Below are 13,439 nucleotides of genomic sequence, written 5' to 3'. Positions count from 1 at the left end.
GGCGCGGAAAAGAAATTGAGAGTTCTATACCAGAGCGCGAAACCGGGCGCGAATATGGGGAGCGCAAGTATGGATGTTTGGCTTTTGGCGGCTCAGCTTATGGTCAGCGGCGCGGCGGCTCCGCTGGAGACGGCTGGTGCAGTAGAAGCCGATGCGATGGCCACACGACCGCCTGCTCAGACCAGCTTCTCTGGGTCCACAGAACAGTCGGTCTACCCTCACTCTGTCCGCAAGAGCGATCGCACCATGGCGGTGACAGCTCCGGTGACTACTCAGCAGACCCCGTCGATGGAGGCCGCCATCAACCGCTGGCCCAGCCCCAACCAGGTGATGACCCCTAGCCGTCGTCCGGGGCCACCGCTGGGCAGTACCTATTTCAAACCCGTTACCGGCTCGCAGCTTTACCAGTTCCGTATGGCGGCCCTGGCGGCTGGTGAGCTATATGCCCAGGCGGTACCCCAGCGGTACCTCAATCAGTGGCAGCGGGCCTTTACATCCCCTACCCAGAGCGATTGGCAGAGGCTGCTGGCCGCCGAGGCCGCAACCATGGCCCGCCACCAGGGACAGGCCACTCTAGCCGTGATGGTCGGTGATTCTTTAGCCCTGTGGCTGCCTGTAGACGCGCTGCCTCCCGGCCAGCTCTGGCTCAACCAGAGTATCTCGGGCGAAACCACGACCCACATGCTCCAGCGACTGCACTACTTCGCGAGCACTCGTCCCCAGACCATTCACGTGATGGCGGGCATCAATGACCTGAAAAACGGAGTGCCCGAGGCAGAGGTGCTAGACAACCTCTACCAAATGATGGTGCGCCTGAAGCAGCAGCATCCCCAGGCCCAGCTGGTGGTGTACTCCATCCTGCCGACGCGGCTGAGAGATATACCCAGCGATCGCATTCAGCGCGTCAACCAGCGACTGGCTATGCTGGCCGGTTACCAGGAGGCGACCTTTGTTGATTTGCAGCCGACCTTTAGCGATGGCCAGGGCCTGCTGCGACTAGACCTGACGACCGACGGGCTGCACCTCAGCCCCCAGGGGTATAGCCTCTGGCAGGCGGCCCTGGTCAGCCCCTAAACTGAGTTTGTGGGCCGGGGCCGCGCCATAATAGGATCAGCTATTGCCCTTTGCCCGAGCGAATACCCGTGCCTAAGCGATCTGCCAAACCCAAGCTGGGAAGACTGCAGAAACTCGACCCCACCGACTATTGGCAGACCCAGGCCGATTTTCAGCAGTGGCTAACGGATGCGGAAACCCTGGAGCTATTGAGCGAATCCGTAGGGCTGGAGCTGTCGCTGCCAGAAACCGATGAGGCGCAGTCTGAGGCTTTCACCCTGCTGCTAGAAGCCGAGAGCGAGACGGTGCTGTTAGCGGGTCACCTGGGCACGCCTGAGGCGGCTGACCTGGGCCGCCTGTTGAGCTGGGCCGCGAAGGCCAAGACAACAATGGTAATTTGGGTTGCTCCAGCATTTTCTACAGATGTTGGCCCTACCCTCGACTGGCTGGAGCAGACGAGTGAGGTCATGTTTGTAGGCGTCACAGTGGAGCTGTGGAGCATTGGCAAAGCGGCGATGGCGGCCAATTTTATGCCCATCTACGGCGCTGTAGACGACAGCGATGCCGAGCTTGAAGAATCTGCTGATGCTGAAGCAGACCTCCCCACTGAGCCAGAGCCTGAACCCCTGACCGAACTCCAGCAGGAAAATTTGGACTTCTGGAGCGGCCTGTGCGATCGCCTGGATCGCGTGGGTAGCCTGGTCAAATCTGGGTCTCCCTCGATCGAAGCGACGATGGGGTTTGCCATTGCCCGAGCTGGGTTTCGCCTCAATGCTATTCTCGATCGCGATCACAACAGTCTCTACACCGAACTGCTGCTGTCGGGGATCGATGCCCAGCCCCACTTTCACCTGCTGGCCCAGGAGCGCGAAGCGATCGCCGACAACATTGGCCTACCGTTGATTTGGGATGGCGCTGGGGATCAGATCTGCATGGTGGCTAGCGCTCTAACAGATGTCGACCTGGGCGATCGCGGCCTGTGGCCCACCTACCAGGCCTGGTTTTGCGACTGCCTGGAGCGGTTCTACGAAACTTTCTTTGACCGCATTAAGCAACTCGATGCGAATAGCTATCAGCCCCTGCCGCGCCATCGAGCCACCGACTTGAACGATGCGCTGATTTTGCCAGCGCAGCCTCGGGGATGAGGGAGTAGATGGGTGGGTGAATGAATATGATGCCTGCTGATGCTTGTCCCTGTGGCAGTGGGGAGCGCTTTGGAACTTGCTGCCAGCCCTATTTGCTAGGGAATGGGACAGCTCCTACCGCTGAGACGCTGATGCGATCGCGCTATACCGCTTACCACCAGGGCGACGTTGACTATTTAATCGCTACCCATCATCCTACCCAGCGCTATGGGGGACAGCGAGCGGCGATTGGGCAGAGCATGGCCACGACTCGCTGGCTAGGCTTGCGGGTACTCGCTACCGAGGCGGGGCAAATAACTGATCGCCAGGGCGTGGTGGAGTTTGTCGCTTACTACGAAGACCCCAAGCCGGGGCAGGTGCACGAGCGATCGCGATTTGTGCGCCAAAAAGAGCGCTGGTTCTACGTCGATGGTGACGCCCTGCCGCCGCTGGTGCCCAAACGCAGCGAGCCCTGCTGGTGCGGCAGCGGCAAAAAGTACAAGGTTTGCCACGGGCGCTGATCAAAGTTTTAAGAATTACCGCAGTCGGTGCTTCTGCCCTGCCCAGGCCATTCATACTCAAAACAATTTATTTGCTCAGGGCACTACCCATCGCCGCTATGACAGACTTCACCACCATCCAGCCCGCTGAGGAGGTTGTGCTTACGCCTGAGGTGCTCGACCGGGTGCGCGAGGGCGTTGCCATTTCTCAAGACCCGGTCGTGCGGCATTGTATAGCAGATGATTTGGACGAACTCAGCGCGATCGCGGCGGGCACCGCCGACCAGCGAGTGAGCGGCTGGTTTCGTCGCTGGGTAATGCGCCGCCTGATCAAAAGCTTCTTTCGAGTGCGAATCGAAAATCCAGAGCACATTCCCACCCAGCCCAACGTGCTGACCGCCAATCACCTGAGCCATTTGGATCCATTCCTGCTGTTGGCCTTCTGCCCACCCTGCCCCTACTACTACATCCTGGGCGATGCCCGCACGCTATATAACAAGTGGTGGAAGCGATCGCTGATTGGCTGGGCCGGGGGCGTCATCCCCCTAGAGCGCTGGTGGAAGGAAGAGGTCGCCGTTATGGCCGCCGCCGACAGGGGCCAAGGCGATCTTGTTTCCCTCGCCACCGAGATTCGAGACCACGTACCCAACGGCAGCTCTATTCAGCAGATGCGGCAGATTGATCAGGCGGTGCAGTCGCTGCTGGCCCGCGGCGACGGCATTATGCTGTTTCCCGAAGGCCGCCTGGGCGAGCAGGAAGGTCAAATGCACGCGCTCAAGCGGGGTTCCGTACTCTACGCCATGCGATCGGGGGTGCCCATCTACCCAGTAGCGATTATCGGTACCAAAACCCTCTACTTCCGCAAGCGGCTAACCCTGCGGTTTGGGCCACCAGTGCATGTGCCTCACCAGCCCAGGCCCAAGCGCGCCGCGATCGACGCCGCCCTAGCCGATCTAGAGCAGGCCTTTCAGGCATTGCTGCCAGCCGACTACCAGGAACCCCAGGGGCCGAAGCTGCTCAACCACTGGCTCGACCACCTGTTTTGGTAGCGCCAGTCTGGTATTGCCTATCAACCCGCTGCGTAGATTCAGGCTCAGCCTAAACCTAGGCGTCAACGACGCATTAACAAGCTATTGCCTGGTTGCGCCTTTGAAAGCCCTTAACGAGACTTGAACTCGTGACCTCTCCCTTACCAAGGGAGTGCTCTACCGCTGAGCTATAAGGGCAAATTGTCGTGGATGGGCCGGGCTGGATTCGAACCAGCGTAGGCGTAGCCAGTGGATTTACAGTCCACCCCCATTAACCACTCGGGCACCGACCCGCCCTATCCACGATTTATAATCCTAGCATGTAAGGGGAATTTGTTTTGGACAATCTAAAAAGTTTTGCGGCAAAGTTTTGCGGCTAAGTTGCTGACAGCCTATCGAGCGTAGACAAACCAGGCCAGGCACCAGCCGATTAAAAGCCCCAGCCCGCCAAACCGAACGGCCTGCCAAAAGGGTTCTTGCAGATGTTGCCAGCTCACGACCCGGCTGGCCAGCTCCAGCTCAAAGTTGTCGGCGGTTTCCTGCAGGTGGGCTATTTCCTGCGCCGATCGCTGGGCATCGGTGGGGGGCGCGTCCTGTAGCTGCTGTAGCTGCACCAGGTTAGCGACCCCAGCCTTGAGCTGGTGCAGGCGCGTCTCAAGGCCTTCTAGCTGCTGCATCAGCTCGGCTAGCCGAGGAGCTTCGGGGGTATCGCCAATTGCGCCTCGCTGGCTGTGGTACCGCTTTCGCCAATGACCTAGGTTCATTAGTGCAAAATGTGTGTAGAGAAGAGTTCTGCCTGCGGCATTCTAAAGCAGGCGACATCTTTAGTTAACCCCATCTGGTCTCAGTAACTATGGCTTTTTCGTTTGATCCATCAATGACGTCTCAGGCTCCGACTGCTAAGCCTGCCAATGAGCTGAGCGACCTGGAACTGGCCCAGCTGTTGGCAGAGCGACTGGCGATTAAACCTGCCGACTGGCATCGGCTAAACCGCGATCGCCGGGTGCGAGCCAGCGAGCAACTGGCGGCAGCGCTGGTGTTTTTGCTCAAACAAAATACTGAAGAAGCCCTGGTGCGAGTTGAACAAGCCACTGGCTGGCTGAATCACAGCCTGCAAGCGCCCCCCTGCCCTACCCACGGAGAGCGCAAAACGCGATTGCCAAACGACTAAACACCGTAAACCCTAGGGGCTTTGATCAACTGACTGCTGGTGGCCCGATGATCAATATTGACAGCCTCTAGTCTGCTCTTTTGGATTGGGTGTGGCAATACCGATGGAAGCAGGATTACGGCCAGAGTTGCCGACACGCCTTAGTGAATCAGCGGCAGCCGACGGGGCTGTCGCACCACCTTACTTAAATGCAGCTCGCGCCCGTCGTTGTACCAATTCACCTGATCAAAGACTTGGTAAAGAATGTATAGCCCACGCCCACATTCGCCGGGGTGCGAGGTGCAGTTGTTGTCTTTAGCTTCGTCGCAACCACAGGGATAGCTAAATCCACTGCCCTGGTCTGCAATTATCCACCACAGGTGCGAGGCCGAAGCGGTATACCGCACCGAAATGCATTTAGCCGGATCAAGGCGGTTACCGTGCTTAGCGGCGTTGACAAGCGCTTCTTGTAAGCCAAGACGCACTTCAGCGCGCCAAGGCGGGGGAACATCTTTCAGCAGAAGCTCTAGTACAGGCTGCAAATACAGCGTTGATACAAAGCTCAGGGTGTCCCATTTTTGCTGCTGTGCAGGTGGAGAAGTTGCAATCACTCAGGCCATCTCCAATGTCTTGAGTTGAGTAGTTGTAAGAAAGCCTGACCAGAGGGACAGACATTAACCAATCAAAATCAATTTTTGAACAACCAATAAACTATTTTTATTTTTTATGTGTTGCTTAGAATTAGGCTCTGTGCTTCGTTCTTAGCAATTTTTATTGGGTAACCGTAGGGCTCAAAGGTTTGTTTGAGCTAAAACTCAAGGCAATGCAAGCGCTGCGGTTGTAGTAATAAGACTACTATTTCACTATAGCAAACTTTGCCTGGGCCTCGTCAACGGTCGTCAATCTGAGGCTAAACCACCCTAATAAAGGCTCTTTTGCCTCGATAAAAGTCTATTTGCTGCTGCCAAGACTCTGGGCAAGCAGCCGTAAAGCGATCGCGGCTGAGCCCAAAACTTGCTGCTTTGAAACACAGTATGAGGAAAAAGTTGCGCAATGTTAAGCAGCTTAAAAATAGTCTACTTAGAGAACGCAATGATAGGCGTTATCCCTAGGCGTTACCTAAATGCTGTTGGGCCGCACCCGCAACAATTTCAGACTCATCCTGGGTCAGCTGCTGCAGCGCAGCCTGGGCCTCGGGGTCTGAAAACTGGGCTAAAGCCTGCACCAGCCGGTGGCGTACCTGCCAATCGGGATGGCTGGTGTGGTTGAGCAGTAGGGGCAGGGCGCGGCGATCGCCCAGTTCGCCCAGAGCCCCAATGGCGGCGGTGGCGATCAGCTCATTCTCTGAGCCCAGCGCTTCTTGCAGAAGTTCAAAGGCGTTGGGCTCGCCCAGTTCGCCTAGGGCCGCCACAATGCTAAATTTCACCAGCCATTCTTCAGTGCTGTGATACAGGGCGGCCAGCTCAGGATAGGCGCTTTTGAGCTTGAGCCCGCCAATGGTGTCGGCGGCGGCGGCCTGCACATCGGGTTCGGGGTCACTGGTGAGCGATCGCAGCAGCAGCGGTTCTACCGTGGCTACATCTTGCTGACCCAGGCTGGAAATTTGGCTAATGGCGGCATAGCGGACGCGGGCATTGCCATCGTTAGCAGCGAGCTGCACCAGCTCAAAAGCTTCTTCTGGCGCTAGTTCGCGCAGTTGATTAACGGCCCGCAACCGATCCCCGTAGTCATCGGAGTGGAGCAGTTCTCGAACCGAGTCTGGGGTGATAGCCATCTGTAGGGGTGAACACAATTCTGCTCTATCTACTATCGACCATTTTGGGGATCAGCGATAGGGGGGGTATAGGTGGGGCTTTGCTTACCACCCACCCACGCACCTACACACCCACGCACTCACCTACGTATAGCTATTCGCCATTTCGCGCACAATATCGCCTCGGGTCAGGATGCCAACGACCTGTTTCTCGCTATTGACCACGGGCAGACGGCGCACTTTTTTGTCGTGCATGAGGTGAGCCGCTTCGCGCAGTGACTTGTCGGGCTCGACAGTAATCACGTGATCGGTCATCACATCTTTAACCAACTGGCCCAGGGCTTTGTGGAGTTCCTGGTTGTACTGGGTGGGATTTTTGAGGTAGATCACACTGTCGAGCAGCATGATGTAGGCAGGCATATCAATGCCGGTAGTTTGCCACATCAGGTCAGATTCTGACAAAATGCCCACCAGATCGTTGTCTGCATTGATGACCGGTAGGCCACCGACGTGATTGTCGGCCATCAGCTGAATGGCATCCTTCAGCACGGTGTCGGGGGTCACCGAGATCGGGTTCGGGGTCATCACGTCTGCAACGGTTTTGGCCATAGGATTGGTTGTAGTGAGCTTTATTTCTCATTCTAAAAAAGGTTCTCGGCTAACCGGTTGGCTGGTCACAGGTCGTTACAGTAACGCTCTAAAATCTCGGCGCAGCGAGCGATCGCACCCAGGTGGGCAATTTCATAGCCGTGGGTGTTGTGGGTGGGAAAGCTGAGACAGGCCGCCCGCGACACGTGGCCAAACTTCATCGCGATTGAGCCATCGCTGCCAAAGCCGCTGATTACCGCCATCTGCACTGGCAGGTTGTGGTTGACGGCGGCCCGTCGCAGCTCGGCATTTAGCCCCTCATCGTAGAGGCCGTAAGCATCCTGACTGAGCAAGACGGGAATCTCACCTGCCTGAATGGGATATTCTGCCGCCAGAGGGCAAATCTCCAGGGCAATGAGAGCTTCTAGCCGGTGGCGCTGGGAGAAGTAGAGAGCCCCGATCGCACCTACCTCTTCCTTGGCCGAGGCTACTAGATATACGGTGACGGGCGGCTGCGTCAAACGCTCGGCTAGCATCAGCAAAATCGCTAAAGAGGCTTTGTTGTCAAGGGTGTAGCTAGCGATGTGGTCGCCCATGCGAAAGGGCCGCTTGCGGTGCTTGCCCACCACCACCCGCGTACCGGGGCGAATGCCAGCGGCGGCGAGTTCTTCAGGCGATCGCTTGGTCTCAACCCAGGCGGTTTCCCAGGTAACGGGCTTGCTCTCCTGCTGCACTTTCTGGGGCGACTCGTGAGAGACATGGCGCGAGCCGAAGCTCAAAATGCCGCTAATGGTCTGGTGATCCCCAAGCAAATCCATCACACCCTCGCCGTAAACCCAGGGGAACGAGCCGCCCAGCTTGCGTACCGACACCCGGCCATCGGTATAGATGCTTTTAACCAAGGTGCCAATTTCGTCTTTGTGGGCGGTGATGGCAACTGCGCGGCTGTCGTCGCGCCCAGGAATTTTGGCAATGATGTTGTCGGCCTCATCGCGCCAGTGGTCTACCCCTAAACGGGCCAGAGCTTCGATGAGGTACTGATTGATCTCCTCCTCCGCACCGCTGGGAGAATGGCACATAACCAGGTCGGTAATTTGCTTGAAAAGGTCGTCGTAGGACATGGGGTAGGTGGATTGGGTGGATGGGTAGGTGGGTGGATGGGTAGGTGGGTAGGTGAGTTTTGCTGCTGACTCTATTTTCTCACTCACGCACTCACGCACCCACGCACTCACGCCTGCCTGTTAGCCATATCCCTGCGCTGGGCTTCCTAGACATAACGAAATTTTTCAATCTTGTGCATCCAACAATTCGGACGGTCTGGCCTAAATCTCCTTGGGTGCGCTGGGGGATCGGGTTTGGGATTGGGCTCCTGCTGTTTGTAGGGGTTAGCAGCCGCTTCCACAGCGAGGCTACCCTGCCCACGCTCGATCCCCTGCCGCAGGATCCGTACATTCAGGCGTATTTCAATCAAAACCAGGCGGCGATCTACACCGACCCCTACCGCCACATCACCCGGCACGGAGATAACCTGGAGCAGGTGGTGATCGACGCGATCGCAACAGCCCAGTCCTCTATTGATATAGCGGTGCACGAGTTTTCGCTGCCGGGGATCGCCCACGCCCTTAGCCAGAAAAAGGCGGCTGGAATAGAGGTGCGGGTGGTGGTCGAGAACACCTACAGCACCCCCATGTCGCAGCGGGGCAGCCCGGCGGCGATCGCCCAGCTCGATGAGCATGACGAGGCGAAGGCCAACGACCTGTATACCTTTATTGACGCCAACCAGGACGGGGTGCTGAGTGAGGAGGAGTTGCGCGATCGCGATGCCCTGACCATTCTGGCCGAAGCCAACATTCCGCTGATCGATGACACCGCCGATGGCAGCAAGGGCAGCGGCCTGATGCACCACAAATTTATGGTGATCGATGGCCGCACTGTCGTCACTGGCTCCGCAAACTGGACGCTCAGCTGCACCCACGGTGACTTTGCCGATCCCGATAGCCGGGGCAATGCCAATAGCATTTTGGTCATCGACAGTTCACCGCTGGGCCAGCGGTTTCAGCAAGAATTTGACCTGATGTGGGGCGATGGGCCTGGGGGACAGCCCGACAGCCTATTTGGCCTGCAAAAACCCCACCGGGCTGCAGCCCTGGTTTCTACGCCGGGTTCGGTGCTGGAGGTGCAGTTTTCGCCTACCTCCAAAACGAAGCCCTGGGCGCAGAGTGTGAACGGATTGATTGCTAAGACCTTGGGCCAGGCGACCCAGAGCGTTCACCTGGCGCTGTTTGTATTTTCTGAGCAGGCGATTAGTGACCAGCTGCTGCCGTTGGCTAATCGAGGGGTGCCAATCCAAACCCTGATTGACCCTGGTTTTGCCTACCGCAGCTATAGCGAAGGCCTCGACATGCTGGGTGTGACGCTGCCTGACCACAACTGCAAGCGTGACAATAGCGTGCCCTGGGCTACTCCTGTCACGACGGTGGGGGTGCCTGTGCTACCGATGGGTGACAAGCTGCACCACAAATTTGCGGTGCTCGACCAATCGATTGTGCTGGTGGGTTCGCAAAACTGGAGCCAGGCAGCCAACACCACCAATGATGAAAACCTGCTGGTGATTCGCAATGCTACCGTGGCAGCCCACTTTGAGCGCGAGTTTCAGCGGCTGTACGATGGCGCTAGTCTAGGTCTAACGCCGCAGCTACAGGCTACGATCGCCCAGCAAAAGCAGCAGTGTGGCTTCTAAGCTGCGGGAGGGCCAAACCACAGGGCCTTGGCCTCGCTCCAGCTAACGCGATCGCTGAGCATATCTTGGGCAATTAGCTCTTCTATATGCGTCGATTTAAGCTTGAGCCAGCTCAGGGTTTGCTGCACGCTCCAGCCCCGATACTGGGCAATGTGCCGAATTTGCTGCAGGGTGATGGTAGGTGTCGCGCTCTTAAACCAGCCGTTGAGAACATGGGGCGGTATTTGCAGCGCTGCCGCCAGGTGTTGCAAGCTGCCCCGCTCTGCCAGTTCTAGCTTGAGCCAATCGACCAGCGCCTGCACGTTCCACGGATAGAAGGTTGTACTCATTGCGCAAAATCTCATCACGTCAACCCTATAGAACTATAGATTTATACCTATGTCTGCCATTGCCCCGCTCTCGGCAACTCTTTTCATGATCTGATTATTTTTCCTTGCCAACTTTTGGCAAGTTTGAATCCAACCATTCTGGTTAGTCGTAAAAGGTAAATAGCTTCTGCTTCTGCTCGCGATACTTCCCTGGCTAGCCCGACTTGATTGAGAAACTTACCCTGGATCCTGATTGCTCTACGGATTGTCAAAATTATCCTGAGGACTATCCAGAGGACGGGATTCTAGGCCATACTGAAGCAATATCCTGAGGATTGTCCAGAGGATGGCGATGAACCCCGGGGAAATTGATCGGTATCCAGTCAATCAGCTGCAAGATCGCTATAGCCTGGCTCGCAGCGCTGTGTATAAGCGGATGGAGCAGCTAGGCATTGCGCCAAAAAAGGTAGGGCAGCGATCGTATATCGGTGCCCAAGAGCTGCGGATGATGGATGAACTGCATACCTTCATTAACCAGGGTGGCAGCGCGGCTGAGTTTGTTGAGGCGCGGGGGCTGCGAAAGCGACCAGGTAACAATGGCAACGGCCAGTCGAGTAATGGGTCTGCTTTGGCGACTACCCCTGGCGATTTTGGGGGATTAATTAGCGCCATTGTTTCCGAAGTCATAGGCCGGGTGGGCATGGGGCCTGAACCCGACCCCCTCAAGTATTTTGAAACCCTTGAAAATGCAGCCCGCAACGGCTGGCTGTTTAGCACCAGCGAACTGGCTGGGCTAATGGATTTGTCGCCCAGAGAAGTAGAGGGGTTTGGCGATCGTTTTTTTGAGGCTGGGTTTGTTTTCAGCCGCTCTGGGTATCGAAAAAACGGCGAAATTGCGTGGAGAGTCACAAAGCGCTTAAAATAAAAAGACCAGCAGTTGCAGTGCTGGTCTAAATGCAAGTTAGTTGTTTTCTTTTTTTCCTTTGGTGATGTTGGTGGTAGCACTGGCATCACCTCTCTTTTTGGGAGGGTGACGGGCTGTTAACCGCTCTGGCGTCAAGAGTTTGCCAGCGGGAGCTAAACCCACCAGTGGGGGCGGTATCTCCCTGAGCCCTTCAGCCTTGGTCTTAGTCTAACACGTCCTGAGGACATTCCTGAGGACAATCTCAAAATATTCCTGAGGACATTCCTGAGGACAGCATGTTGAGGCGACAGTCTGCCTATTGGAGGCTGCTGACCGATGAAAGCATCACGGCTCGATAGTGAGCTTCAACCAGGTGATGCTGAGCCTGAGATTCTTGCCCGACCACAGCTCGGTGGCGTAGGGTGTGGTGCAGGGCGGCAGTGTCTATGGTGAGTAACTGGCCCTGATCGACCAGCTGTCGCCCCTGCACCCAGGCCGCTTCTACCACATCAGTTGGTCGGCCCAGCACCAGCAGCTGCAGCGGGTTAGTGCAGGGCAGCATGGTCGGGTGGTCAAGGTTATAGAGGATTAAATCGGCGTCCATGCCGGGGGTAAGGGTGCCGGTGCGATCGCCTAAGTTCACGGCCTTAGCGCCACCGGCTACCGCCATCTGCACCGCCTGCTCTGGCGTCAGCCAGTGCTCGTAATTGCTGTCGGTCACATTGTGCAAAATCGTACTCAGCTTGATCGCTTCCAGCATGTTCTGGGCGTCGTTGCTGGCGGCTCCGTCGCAGCCGATCGCGACATTCAGCCCCGCTCGCACAGCTTTGAGAATAGGGGCCAACCCGCTGCCGAGGCGCAGGTTGCTGACCGGGTTGTGAACCAGAGTGGAGCCGACAGAGGCCAGTAGCGCAATATCCTCATCACTAATCCAGACGCCGTGGGCCAGGGAGGTGCGGGGAGTGAGGCAGCCGAGGCTGTGTAAATGCTGCACCGCGCTGATGCCGTAGCGCTCCTGGGCGAGACGCTGCTGGGCGCGGGTTTCGAGCAGATGGGTGTGGTAGCAGAGGTTGCGGCGATCGCTCAGCTCCCCACAGCCCGTCAGCAGCTCATCCGAACAGCGATGGAACCCCGTTGGCCCTACGCCGATGTAAATGCCATGCTCAGGATCGTGGAACTCAGCCGCGATCGCTTCCATCATGGCCAGCAGTTCCGCCGCCGAGCGCGGCGAAGCCGACTGGGGCAGCAGACACCCCTTGGGAAAGCCCAACGTAAAGGGCAAGTCTTGAATCAGCGGCGCAATCACCGCGCGAATGCCCACGGTTCTGTAGCCCCGCACCAGTGCAGCCACCGTCTCCAGTTCTTGACCGGGGATGACGTAGGCGTGATCCATGACGCAGGTGCCGCCAGAGAGCAGGGTGTCTACCGCCGTGCTCACCGCGCCCCAGTAGAACTGATCGAGCTGCCTGGGCGTCGAGTCGAACACATTCGCCAGCCACAGCTCCAGCGGCAGCTGAGGAATTAGCCCGCGCTGCCAAACCTGCGATGAGTGGGTGTGGCCATTGACAAACCCCGGCAGCAGCAGTCTGTCGGTGCCGTCGATCACCCGCTGGTGCGGAGCGCTAGGGACAGTGTTGGCGGGGGCGACCGTGTGAATGCGATCGCCCATCAGCAGCACATCTACCGCTTCGAGGGTGCCGTTTTGCAGGGTGAGGACGGACTGGATGAGGGTTTGCATAGAAATTTTGGATTTTAGATTTTTGGGGTGAGGGTGTGGGTAGCTGGAAAGTAGTCTAGAGCGTTGGTACAGTAGGAATAGGAATCTGTTGCCGATACACGATGTCCTCAGGCATTAGACAAGACGAAGTTATCAATCAGATCAGAGCTCATAGAATGACCCTCGAAGCCATGGGGGTGAAATCGCTGGGCTTGTTTGGATCTGTCGCTCGCAATGAGGCTAATTCCGAAAGTGATGTAGACATTTTGGTAGAATTTTCTAAACCAGTAGGATTTTTTCAGGTTTTTGATATTCAATACTTTTTGGAAGATTTGCTTCAGTGCTCCATTGACCTGGGTACTATCAACGCATTAAAAGAACACTTGCGATCCTCTGTGTTAGAGGATGTAGTACGTGTCTTCTAGGAATTGGCGATCGCGAGTGCAGGGCACTGGTCTGTTAACAGGAGATACTTTGAAACCCTCTCAGGCAGAGGAGTTCCTGGGTGGATAGCAAGCGATTGCACAAGCCGATCGCCATGGCCGGAGTCGTCGGTTTGCCCAGTCCCCCATGA

General features: G+C 56.9%; 15 protein-coding genes and 2 tRNA genes. 8 read left to right on the top strand and 9 right to left on the bottom strand.

Annotation, left to right across the window (positions count from 1 at the left end):
• The first annotated feature begins 69 nt into the window (after window positions 1-69).
• The 4 genes from ACQ4N7_RS23555 to ACQ4N7_RS23540 all read left to right on the top strand — a co-directional run bounded on the left by ACQ4N7_RS23555 (window position 70) and on the right by ACQ4N7_RS23540 (window position 3,726).
• Window positions 70-1,074 (top strand): GDSL-type esterase/lipase family protein, encoded by a 1,005-nt coding sequence (locus ACQ4N7_RS23555; RefSeq protein WP_430713885.1) that lies wholly within the window; start codon window positions 70-72, stop codon window positions 1,072-1,074.
• 68 nt (window positions 1,075-1,142) lie between these two features.
• Window positions 1,143-2,198 carry a DUF4268 domain-containing protein gene (locus tag ACQ4N7_RS23550; protein ID WP_430713884.1) on the top strand — a complete coding sequence of 352 codons (1,056 nt, stop codon included), beginning with the start codon at window positions 1,143-1,145 and terminating at the stop codon, window positions 2,196-2,198.
• A 20-nt stretch (window positions 2,199-2,218) separates the two neighbouring features.
• Window positions 2,219-2,698 carry a YchJ family protein gene (locus tag ACQ4N7_RS23545; protein ID WP_430713883.1) on the top strand — a complete coding sequence of 160 codons (480 nt, stop codon included), beginning with the start codon at window positions 2,219-2,221 and terminating at the stop codon, window positions 2,696-2,698.
• A gap of 98 nt (window positions 2,699-2,796) precedes the next feature.
• Window positions 2,797-3,726, top strand: a complete 930-nt coding sequence (locus tag ACQ4N7_RS23540) for a lysophospholipid acyltransferase family protein (protein ID WP_430713882.1) — start codon at window positions 2,797-2,799, stop codon at window positions 3,724-3,726.
• A 105-nt stretch (window positions 3,727-3,831) separates the two neighbouring features.
• On the opposite strand, the gene ACQ4N7_RS23535 is transcribed toward ACQ4N7_RS23540, so the two are convergent.
• From ACQ4N7_RS23535 to ACQ4N7_RS23525, 3 genes are all read right to left on the bottom strand, one after another.
• Window positions 3,832-3,903: transfer RNA gene (locus tag ACQ4N7_RS23535), tRNA-Thr, on the bottom strand.
• Between the two features lie 13 nt (window positions 3,904-3,916).
• A tRNA-Tyr gene (locus ACQ4N7_RS23530) sits at window positions 3,917-3,998 on the bottom strand.
• A 99-nt stretch (window positions 3,999-4,097) separates the two neighbouring features.
• Window positions 4,098-4,469 (bottom strand): hypothetical protein, encoded by a 372-nt coding sequence (locus ACQ4N7_RS23525; RefSeq protein WP_430713881.1) that lies wholly within the window; start codon window positions 4,467-4,469, stop codon window positions 4,098-4,100.
• Between the two features lie 89 nt (window positions 4,470-4,558).
• Here ACQ4N7_RS23525 and ACQ4N7_RS23520 point away from each other — a divergent pair, with 89 nt between their 5' ends.
• Entirely contained in the window at window positions 4,559-4,876 is a 318-nt protein-coding gene (locus tag ACQ4N7_RS23520) for a DUF6439 family protein (protein ID WP_430713880.1), read from the top strand.
• Between the two features lie 140 nt (window positions 4,877-5,016).
• Here ACQ4N7_RS23520 and ACQ4N7_RS23515 read toward each other — a convergent pair whose 3' ends face one another.
• The 4 genes from ACQ4N7_RS23515 to ACQ4N7_RS23500 form a co-directional block, all read right to left on the bottom strand.
• The gene (locus tag ACQ4N7_RS23515; protein WP_430713879.1) at window positions 5,017-5,466 is read right to left on the bottom strand and encodes an ATP-binding protein; all 450 of its coding nucleotides are present in this window, start codon (window positions 5,464-5,466) and stop codon (window positions 5,017-5,019) included.
• Window positions 5,467-5,963: 497 nt separating this feature from the next.
• On the bottom strand, window positions 5,964-6,629 hold the full coding sequence (gene nblB, locus ACQ4N7_RS23510) for a phycobilisome degradation protein NblB (protein ID WP_430713878.1): 666 nt from the start codon (window positions 6,627-6,629) through the stop codon (window positions 5,964-5,966).
• 123 nt (window positions 6,630-6,752) lie between these two features.
• A complete protein-coding gene (locus tag ACQ4N7_RS23505; RefSeq protein ID WP_430713877.1) occupies window positions 6,753-7,217 on the bottom strand; it encodes a CBS domain-containing protein in 465 nt (154 codons plus the stop codon).
• Between the two features lie 65 nt (window positions 7,218-7,282).
• Window positions 7,283-8,317, bottom strand: coding sequence for a M42 family metallopeptidase (locus tag ACQ4N7_RS23500; protein WP_430713876.1), 1,035 nt, complete (start codon window positions 8,315-8,317; stop codon window positions 7,283-7,285).
• Between the two features lie 173 nt (window positions 8,318-8,490).
• On the opposite strand from ACQ4N7_RS23500, the gene ACQ4N7_RS23495 reads away from it, so the two are divergent.
• Complete coding sequence (locus ACQ4N7_RS23495) at window positions 8,491-9,936, top strand: phospholipase D-like domain-containing protein (protein WP_430713875.1); 1,446 nt, start codon at window positions 8,491-8,493, stop codon at window positions 9,934-9,936.
• Here the strand turns inward: ACQ4N7_RS23495 and ACQ4N7_RS23490 are convergent.
• The gene (locus tag ACQ4N7_RS23490; protein ID WP_430713874.1) at window positions 9,933-10,265 is read right to left on the bottom strand and encodes a hypothetical protein; all 333 of its coding nucleotides are present in this window, start codon (window positions 10,263-10,265) and stop codon (window positions 9,933-9,935) included. The two genes, ACQ4N7_RS23495 and ACQ4N7_RS23490, sit on opposite strands and share 4 nt — an antisense overlap.
• Before the next feature lie 331 nt (window positions 10,266-10,596).
• Here ACQ4N7_RS23490 and ACQ4N7_RS23485 point away from each other — a divergent pair, with 331 nt between their 5' ends.
• Window positions 10,597-11,169 (top strand): hypothetical protein, encoded by a 573-nt coding sequence (locus ACQ4N7_RS23485; protein ID WP_430713873.1) that lies wholly within the window; start codon window positions 10,597-10,599, stop codon window positions 11,167-11,169.
• 295 nt (window positions 11,170-11,464) lie between these two features.
• On the opposite strand, the gene ACQ4N7_RS23480 is transcribed toward ACQ4N7_RS23485, so the two are convergent.
• Window positions 11,465-12,886 (bottom strand): amidohydrolase family protein, encoded by a 1,422-nt coding sequence (locus ACQ4N7_RS23480; protein ID WP_430713872.1) that lies wholly within the window; start codon window positions 12,884-12,886, stop codon window positions 11,465-11,467.
• Between the two features lie 113 nt (window positions 12,887-12,999).
• On the opposite strand from ACQ4N7_RS23480, the gene ACQ4N7_RS23475 reads away from it, so the two are divergent.
• A complete protein-coding gene (locus tag ACQ4N7_RS23475) occupies window positions 13,000-13,290 on the top strand; it encodes a nucleotidyltransferase family protein (RefSeq protein WP_430713929.1) in 291 nt (96 codons plus the stop codon).
• The last annotated feature ends 149 nt before the right edge of the window (window positions 13,291-13,439 follow it).

The organism is Nodosilinea sp. AN01ver1 (assembly GCF_050565655.1).
GTDB lineage: Bacteria > Cyanobacteriota > Cyanobacteriia > Phormidesmidales > Phormidesmidaceae > Nodosilinea.
This window is presented reverse-complemented; position numbering and strand designations above follow the sequence as displayed.